6 protein-coding genes and 1 pseudogene are annotated in these 8,673 nt (G+C 67.4%); all 7 read right to left on the bottom strand.

Going from position 1 to position 8,673, the window contains the following annotated elements; genetic code table 11:
* Positions 1 to 44: 44 nt before the first annotated feature.
* Positions 45 to 1,061: an ABC transporter ATP-binding protein gene (locus ABD308_RS16355; protein ID WP_344334176.1), complete on the bottom strand. Its 1,017-nt coding sequence runs from the start codon at positions 1,059 to 1,061 to the stop codon at positions 45 to 47.
* Positions 1,054 to 2,103 (bottom strand): ABC transporter ATP-binding protein, encoded by a 1,050-nt coding sequence (locus ABD308_RS16350; RefSeq protein WP_344334174.1) that lies wholly within the window; start codon positions 2,101 to 2,103, stop codon positions 1,054 to 1,056. The genes ABD308_RS16355 and ABD308_RS16350 overlap by 8 nt, the downstream gene beginning before the upstream one ends.
* Before the next feature lie 19 nt (positions 2,104 to 2,122).
* Positions 2,123 to 3,061 carry an ABC transporter permease gene (locus tag ABD308_RS16345; protein ID WP_344334172.1) on the bottom strand — a complete coding sequence of 313 codons (939 nt, stop codon included), beginning with the start codon at positions 3,059 to 3,061 and terminating at the stop codon, positions 2,123 to 2,125.
* On the bottom strand, positions 3,054 to 3,998 hold the full coding sequence (locus ABD308_RS16340; RefSeq protein ID WP_344334170.1) for an ABC transporter permease: 945 nt from the start codon (positions 3,996 to 3,998) through the stop codon (positions 3,054 to 3,056). Before ABD308_RS16340 ends, ABD308_RS16345 begins: the two co-directional genes overlap by 8 nt.
* Positions 3,999 to 4,088: 90 nt before the next feature.
* Positions 4,089 to 5,723 (bottom strand): peptide ABC transporter substrate-binding protein, encoded by a 1,635-nt coding sequence (locus tag ABD308_RS16335; protein ID WP_344334168.1) that lies wholly within the window; start codon positions 5,721 to 5,723, stop codon positions 4,089 to 4,091.
* Positions 5,724 to 6,162: 439 nt separating this feature from the next.
* Positions 6,163 to 8,067, bottom strand: coding sequence for a translational GTPase TypA (gene typA, locus ABD308_RS16330; RefSeq protein ID WP_344334166.1), 1,905 nt, complete (start codon positions 8,065 to 8,067; stop codon positions 6,163 to 6,165).
* 330 nt (positions 8,068 to 8,397) lie between these two features.
* Positions 8,398 to 8,673: pseudogene (locus ABD308_RS16325) on the bottom strand (ABC transporter family substrate-binding protein); the annotation flags it as partial.

Here is an 8,673-nt window from a genome sequence, read left to right as displayed (position 1 = left end):
CCGTGATCGGCGACGGGCCCCTCCGGGCGGGAACGGACCGGCGGTCAGGCCGCGGCCGTCTCCCGGACGGCGGCGAAGTGGCACGCCGACTGGTGCTTGGCCGGGCCGCTCAGCACCTCGGGCACCGCCAGCAGCGGGACCTCGGTCGAGCAGCGCTCCTCCGCCTTCCAGCAGCGGGTGCGGAAGCGGCAGCCGGACGGCGGGTTGGCCGGCGAGGGGATGTCACCGGTCAGGATGATCCGGTCGCGGTTGGCGCGCGCCTCCGGGTCCGGCACCGGCACCGCGGAGAGCAGCGCCTGGGTGTACGGGTGGGTGGCGTTCTCGTAGATCTCCTCGTCCGTGCCGATCTCGACCAGCTTGCCGAGGTACATCACGCCGACGCGGTCGGAGATGTGCCGGACGATCGAGAGGTCGTGGGCGATGAACATGTAGGAGAGCTCGAAGTCGTTCTGGAGCTGCTCCAGCAGGTTGATCACCTGGGCCTGGACGGACACGTCGAGCGCGGAGACCGGCTCGTCGCAGATGATGATCTCCGGCTTGAGCGCGAGGCCGCGGGCGATGCCGATGCGCTGGCGCTGGCCGCCGGAGAACTGGTGCGGGTACCGGTTGATGTACTCCGGGTTGAGGCCGACGACGTCCAGCAGGTCCTGGACCGCCTTGCGGCGGTCGCCCTTGGGAGCCACCTCGGGGTGGATCTCGAAGGGCTCGCCGATGATGTCGCCGACCGTCATGCGCGGGTTGAGCGAGGTGTACGGGTCCTGGAACACCATCTGGATGTTCCGGCGGACGGCCTTGAGGGCCGCGCCGGACAGCTTGGAGATGTCCTCGCCCTTGAACAGCACCTGGCCGGAGGTGGCCCGCTCCAGGTTCATCAGCACCTTGGCCAGCGTGGACTTGCCACAGCCGGACTCGCCGACGATGCCGAGCGTCTCGCCCTTCCCCAGCTCGAAGGAGACGCCGTCGACGGCCTTGACGGCGCCGACCTGCTTCTTGAACAGGATGCCCTGGGTCAGCGGGTAGTGCTTGACCAGGTCCTTGACCTCCAGGATGGGCTCAGCCATGGAGGGTCTCCTTCCAGAGGTGGCACGCGCTGCGGCGGCCGGTGAGCTCCTTGCCGTCCTTGTCGGTCACCTGGTGCAGCTTCGGGATCTCCGTGCGGCACAGGTCGGTGGCGACGTCACAGCGGGGGTTGAACGCGCAGCCGGCCGGAACCTTCAGCAGGTTCGGGGGCAGGCCCTTGATCGCGTACAGCTCCTGGCCCTTCTGGTCCAGGCGCGGGATGGAGCGGAGCAGGCCCTTGGTGTACGGGTGCGCCGGGTTGGCGTACAGGTCGCGCACCGGGGCGGTCTCGACGATCCGGCCGGCGTACATCACGGCGATCTTGTCCGCGACGTCGGCGACCACGCCGAGGTCGTGGGTGATCAGGATCAGGCCCATGTTGAACTCGGCCTGCAGCTCCGCGAGCAGGTCCATCACCTGGGCCTGGACGGTGACGTCCAGGGCGGTGGTGGGCTCGTCGGCGATGATCAGGTCGGGCTCCATGGAGAGCGCCATGGCGATCATGATGCGCTGGCGCATGCCGCCGGAGAACTGGTGCGGGTAGTCGCCGACGCGCTGCTTGGCGGCGGGGATGCGCACCCGCTCCATCAGCTCGATCGCCTTCTCCCGGGCCTCCTTCTTGGAGGCGCCGCGGTGCACCCGGAACATCTCGCCGAGCTGGGCGCCGACGGTCATCACGGGGTTCAGCGAGGAGAGCGCGTCCTGGAAGATCATCGCGATCTTCTGGCCGCGGATCTGCCGGCGCTCCTCCTCCTTCATCGCGAGCATGTCCTGCCCGCGGAAGAGGATCTGGCCCTGGGCGATCTTGCCGGGCGGCATGTCGAGGATGCCCATGATGGTCTGGGCGGTCACCGACTTGCCGGAGCCCGACTCGCCGAGCACCGCCAGCGTCTCGCCCGCGGCCACGGAGTAGTTGACGCCGTTCACGGCCTTGGCGACGCCGTCCCGGGTGTGGAACTCCACGTGGAGGTCCTTGACCTCCAGCAGCGGGGTGCCAACCTCAAGGCGGCCGTTCTTCTGGTTCTTCTCGATCACGGTGGTCATCGGGTCGTCACCTCTTCTCTCAGCGGAGCTTCGGGTCGAGGGCGTCGCGGACCGCGTCGCCGAGCATGATGAAGGCCAGCACGGTGACGCTCAGCACGGCGGCCGGGAAGAGCAGGACGTGCGGGGCGTCCAGGAAGCGGGCCTGCGCGTCGCTGATCATCAGACCCCAGGAGATCTGCGGCGGCTGGACACCGATGCCCAGGTAGGACAGCGCGGCCTCGGCACCGATGTAGACGCCCAGGCTGATCGCGGAGACCACGATGACCGGCGCGACGGCGTTCGGCACGATGTGCCGGAAGGTGATCCGGCCCGAGCCGGCGCCCAGGGCACGGGCGGCCATCACGTAGTCGTTGTTCTTGTTGGCCAGCACCGAGGCGCGCATGATGCGGAAGATCTGCGGCCAGCCGAGCACCGCCATGACCAGCGAGACGCTGAGGGCGTTGCCCGCCCACGGCAGCATCGACATGATCAGCATGCCGCCGAGCAGCAGCGGGATCGAGAAGAAGATCTCGGTGAAGCGGGACAGGATCGAGTCGGTGACCCCGCCCTTCCAGCCGGCCCAGAGGCCGAGCAGACCGCCCACCACGGTGACCAGCAACGTGGTCAGGACACCGACGATGATCGAGTTCCGGGCGCCCCACACCGTGCGGGTGTAGATGTCGCAGCCCTGGACGTCGAAGCCGAACCAGTGCTCGGCGCTCGGCCGCTGCAGCGAGTTCGCCAGGTCGCAGGCGTTGCCGTCGGTCGGGCTGCCGTCGGTGAACAGTCCCGGGACCGCGGAGATCACGAGCAGGCAGAACACCAGCACCGCACCGATGATGAAGACCGGGTTGCGGCGCAGGTCGCGGATCGCGTCGGACCAGAGGCTGGCGACGCGCTCCGGCTTCTTCTCCGGCGAAGTCTTGGGGGTGTTGTCCCCGGAGGGGGCCTCGGCGCCCTTGGTGATGGTGTCACTCATAGCGGATCCTCGGGTCGAGCACGGCGTACAGCAGGTCCACGAGCAGGGTGGTGACCAGGTAGATCAGCACCAGCAGCGTGACGACGCCGACGATGATCGTGCCCTGCTTCTGGTACACGGCCTGGGCGAGCAGACCGCCGATGCCGTGGATGTTGAAGATCTTCTCGGTGATGACCGCGCCACCCATCAGACCGCCGAGGTCGGCACCGAGGAAGGTGACGATCGGGATCAGCGCGTTGCGCAGGGCGTGCCGGCCGATCACCCGACGGCGCTTCAGGCCCTTGGCGACCGCGGTGCGGACGTAGTCCGCGCGCATGGTCTCCATCAGGCTGGTGCGGGTCAGGCGGGCGACGTACGCGAGCGAGGTCGAGGCGAGGACGAAGGCCGGCAGCAGGTACGCCCGCAGCCCGTCCTCCTCGTTGAAGGAGACCGAGAAGATCTCAAGGCCGTAGTCGTTCTTCAGCTTCACACCGAGCACCAGCTGGAGCACGAAGCCGGTGACGAACACCGGGATCGAGATCACGAACAGCGTGCTGATGAGGACCAGCTGGTCCAGGAACTTGCCCTTGCGCAGGGCCGCCATGACGCCCGCCAGAACACCGATGACCGCTTCGATGATGAAGGCCACGATGGCGAGGTTGACGGTGAACGGGAATGCCTCACCGATCATGTCGCTCACCGAACGACCGGTCAGGCTCTCGCCCAGGTCGCCCTGGAAGACACCGGTGATGTAGTTCCAGTACTGGAGCAGGAACGGGTCGTTCAGGTGGTACTTCTGGCGGATCATCTCCGCCACGAGCGGGTCGGCCTTCTTCTCGCCGGCCAGCGCCTGCACCGGGTCACCGGGCAGGCTGAAGACAAGCCAGTAGATCAGGAACGTCGCACCGATCAGGACAGGGATTGCCTGTATAAGTCGGCGGATGACATAGCGGCCCATCAGACCTCCATACTTTCGGACAAGGAAGGGAGGCGGGGGGACTCGGACTGTGGTCCGGTCCACCCGCCCCCGTTCGTCTGATTAACCGGATCAGCCGGCGAGCTCGACCTCGTCCAGGTTCATGCGACCCTGGGCGTCGGTGTCGAAGTTCTTGATCTTCTTGGTGTACGCGGCGGACGACATGTAGGTGTACACCGGGATGTACGGCAGCTCCTTGATCAGGATGTCGTCGGCCTGCTGGTACAGCTTCTGACCCTCTTCGGGGGTCTTGGCCTGGTCGGCCTGGTCCAGCAGCGACTCGAACTGCTCGTTGACGTAGCCGCCGTAGTTCGAGCCGTTCTCGATCGCGACCTTCGAGAAGATCGGACGCAGGTAGTTCTCGATCGACGGGTAGTCCATCGACCACGCCATGCGGAAGCCGCCGGAGTACTGCTTGTCGCCCAGCGCGTCGAGGATCTTGCCGAACTTCTCGAACGGCTTGATCGTGACGTCGACGCCCAGGTTCTTCTTCAGCTGGTTGGCGACGGCCTCGATCCACTCCTTGTGGCCACCGTCGGCGTTGTAGCCGAGCTCCATGGTGTTGCCCGGGACGCCGCCCGCGGTGTCGAAGATCTGCTTGGCCTTGGCCGGGTCGTACTTCGCCGCGTCGCCCATGGCGCCCTTGCGGTAACCCGGGATCAGCGGGTTGATGAAGTCGTCGGCCGGGACGCGGGTGCCCGAGAAGATCGTCTTGGTGATCGCCTCGCGGTCGATCGCCATCGAGATCGCCTTGCGGATCTCCGGGTTGCCGTAGGTGGCCGGGTTGGTCGAGATCGGGAAGCCGATGTAGCCGACGCCGGACTCCGGCTTGTAGATGTAGCGGTCGCCGAACTCGCCCTTGACCGTGCCCATGGCCGAGATCGGGAGCTTGTCGGTGGCCTGGATGTTGTCGGCGCGCAGGTCGTTGTACGCCGTCTCCAGCTTGTCGTAGATCTTGAAGGTGACGCCCTGCAGCTTCGCCTTGCCGTCAGCGGCCGGGAAGTTGTCGTAGCGCTTGACCTTGATCTGCTGGTTGTGCTCCCACTTGCCGTCCATCTGGAACGGGCCGTTGCCGATGGGGGCCTCCTCGAAGGACTTCTGGTCCTGGAAGAAGGCCTTCGGCAGCGGGTAGAAGGCGTTGTAGCCCAGCATGGTCTTGAACTGGGAGAACGGGTTGGTCAGGGTGACGGTGAAGGTCTTGTCGTCGACGACCTGCAGGCCCTTGAGCTTGTCGGTGGCCGGCTTCTTGTCCTTGCCCGGGGCCAGGTCGGCGGAGCCCTCGATCTTGGCGAAGAACGGCAGGCCCTCGGCCGCGTTGTCCTGGTTGGCGCCCCAGTTCCAGGCGTCCACGAAGGACTGGGCGGTGACCTTCTCACCGTTGTGGAAGGTGTAGCCGTCCTTCAGCTTGATCGTCCAGACCTTGCTGTCGGGGGACTCGATCGACTCGGCGACGCGCAGCTTCGGCTCGTTGGTCTTGTTGTCGTACTCGACCAGGCCGGCGAACAGCGCGTTCAGGACCTCGGCACCCTCGGACTCCGCGGTGTTCTGCGGAACCAGCCCGTGCTGCGGCTCACCGAGCTGGACGGCGATCGTGCCGCCGCCGGAGGCGGCCTTGTCCTCGCTCTTCGAGCTGGTGCTGCAGGCGGTCGCCGCGAGGGCGATCGCGGTCGCCGCGACGATCCACTTGGTCTGGGTTGCACCACGCATGGGGGATGCCTCCTGAATTCGACTTTCCAACGAGGAGAGCACCGCGGGCGGTTGGTCCGGTCCGCCGTGCCGTCCGCGCTCGTGGTTTCGGCGCGCACCCCTGCGCGTTAACCCTTGACCCGAGCCTGACTGCACCCACTATGTGTCACGCACGGACACGAAAGTGACCACTGGCGATCTCAATTAGGTCACATGAACGGTCGGTAAGTTTCGAAAATCGGACATAAGAGACATACTCAGACAGGCATCAACCGGACAGTCGTCATGAATGACGGACTGTCACGTTCGCTCAGCGGACATCTTCGCGTGGTAGGCGCTATTCCGTTTATACGCGCGTCGACAGCGTGGAGTAGTTGAAAAGGTTCGCCCCCCTCTCCATCGGAAAGGGGGGCGAACGTTTCCGGCCAAAGCACCGCCGGAGGGGCTCAGAACGCCGTGATCACGCCTTCTTGGCGCGCGAGGCGGTACGGCCGCGGTCCTTCTGGTCGAGGACGACCTTACGGATGCGAACCGTCTCCGGGGTCACCTCGATGCACTCGTCCTCGCGGCAGAACTCCAGCGACTGCTCCAGCGAGAGCTTGCGCGGCGGGACGATCGACTCGGCCACGTCGGCGTTCGAGGACCGCATGTTGGTGAGCTTCTTCTCCTTGGTGATGTTGACGTCCATGTCGTCGGAGCGCGAGTTCTCACCGACGATCATGCCCTCGTACACCTCGGTGCCCGGCTCGCAGAAGAGCACGCCGCGCTCCTGCAGGTTGGTCATCGCGAAGGCGGTGACCACGCCGGCCCGGTCGGCGACCAGCGAGCCGTTGTTGCGGGTGGTGAGCTGGCCGAACCACGGCTCGTGGCCCTCGTGGATCGAGTGCGCGATGCCGGTGCCGCGGGTGTTGGTGAGGAACTCGGTCCGGAAGCCGATCAGACCGCGGGACGGGACGACGAACTCCATCCGGACCCAGCCCGAGCCGTGGTTGGACATGTTGTCCATCCGGCCCTTGCGGATGCCCATGAGCTGGGTGACGGCGCCCATGTGCTCCTCGGGCACGTCCACGGTCAGCCGCTCGACCGGCTCGTGGGTCTTGCCGTTGACCTCCTTGGTGACCACCTGCGGCTTGCCGACGGTCAGCTCGAAGCCCTCACGGCGCATGGTCTCGATCAGGATGGCCAGCGCCAGCTCGCCGCGGCCCTGCACCTCCCAGGCGTCCGGACGCTCGGTGTCCAGGACGCGCAGCGAGACGTTACCGATCAGCTCGCGGTCCAGGCGGTCCTTCACCTGACGGGCGGTGACCTTGCGGTCGACCTTGGCGCCGGACTTGGCGTCCGCGCCCTTGCCGCTGCCGCCCCTGCCGACCAGCGGCGAGGTGTTGGTGCCGATGGTCATCGAGATGGCCGGCTCGTCCACCGTGATCAGCGGCAGCGCGATCGGGTTCTCGGTGTCGGCCAGGGTCTCGCCGATCATGATGTCGGAGATGCCGGCGACGGCGCAGATGTCACCGGGGCCCGCCACCTCGGCCGGCTTGCGGGTGAGCGCCTCGGTCATCAGCAGCTCGGAGATGCGGACGTTGGAGATGCTGCCGTCGCGCTTGATCCAGGCCACCGTCTGGCCCTTGCGCAGCTCGCCCTGCTCGACGCGGAGCAGCGCGATGCGGCCGAGGAAGTTGTCGGCGTCCAGGTTGGTGACGTGGGCCTGCAGCGGGGCGTCCGCGTCGTAGGTCGGGGCCGGGACGTGCTCCAGGATGGTGGAGAAGAACGGCTCCAGGTTGTCGCTGTCGCCCGGGACGGTGCCGTTGTCCGGCTTGGTCAGCGAGGCGACGCCGTCACGCGCGCAGGCGTAGACGATCGGGAACTCGATCTGGTCCTCGTCCGCGTCGAGGTCGAGGAAGAGGTCGTAGGTCTCGTTGATGACCTCGTCGATCCGGGCGTCCGGACGGTCGGTCTTGTTGATGCAGAGGATGACGGGCAGCCGCGCGGTGAGCGCCTTGCGGAGCACGAAGCGGGTCTGCGGCAGCGGGCCCTCGGAGGCGTCGACCAGCAGGACGACCGCGTCCACCATCGACAGACCGCGCTCGACCTCGCCACCGAAGTCGGCGTGGCCCGGGGTGTCGATGATGTTGATGGTGATCGGCGCGCCACCATCCTTGGGGTGGTACTTGACCGCGGTGTTCTTCGCGAGAATGGTGATGCCCTTCTCACGCTCCAGGTCGTTGGAGTCCATCATCCGGTCGTCCAGCTGCTGGTGGGCCGCGAACGCACCCGCCTGCTTGAGCATGGCGTCGACCAGGGTGGTCTTGCCGTGGTCGACGTGGGCGACGATGGCGACGTTACGGATGTCGTTGCGCGTGGGCATGCCTAGCGGATTCTCCTGGAATCGTGGGTTACGGCGCCCGGCTGCGTGACGCGCACTTGCGACCCCTCGGTCGCCACCACCCGTTCCGCCTGCTACTACCGGTCCACCCGCCGGGCAGGACATGCCACGGCTTCCTCCTATGGTACGGGGAACCGCCCAGCTCGGCCGAAACGGGCAGGACGGCCGGGACCAAGATCACAGCTCGGTCACGCCCCGTTCACCCCGCGGACGCCACGATCGACGGGGCGGCCGGCCCGGGTCGCCGCGGTCCGACAGCGGCGGGACGACTGGGCCGTACCCTCCCCGCCGCGCCGTCCCCGCCGCGGCCCGTCAGGCGGCCCAGCCCAGGTCCTGGAGGCGGGGGCGGGCCAGGCCCCGGATGCCGGCGCCCGCCACGCCGTCCCGGACCGCGACCGCCTCCGGGCGCTGGAAGAGCGGCACCGAGTGGCCCAGCTGCCAGATCCGCGCGTCGGCCTCCTGGAGCAGGGCGCGGCGGGCGGGCGGGTCGGGCTCGGCGGCGGCCCGGTCGAAGAGGCGGTCGATCTCCTCCGTCCCGGACCGCGCGTAGTTGCGGCCGGCCACCGGGGCGCCGTCCGGGCCGCGCCG

This window comes from Kitasatospora putterlickiae, from assembly GCF_039527695.1.
Taxonomy (GTDB): domain Bacteria; phylum Actinomycetota; class Actinomycetes; order Streptomycetales; family Streptomycetaceae; genus Kitasatospora; species Kitasatospora putterlickiae.
This window is presented reverse-complemented; position numbering and strand designations above follow the sequence as displayed.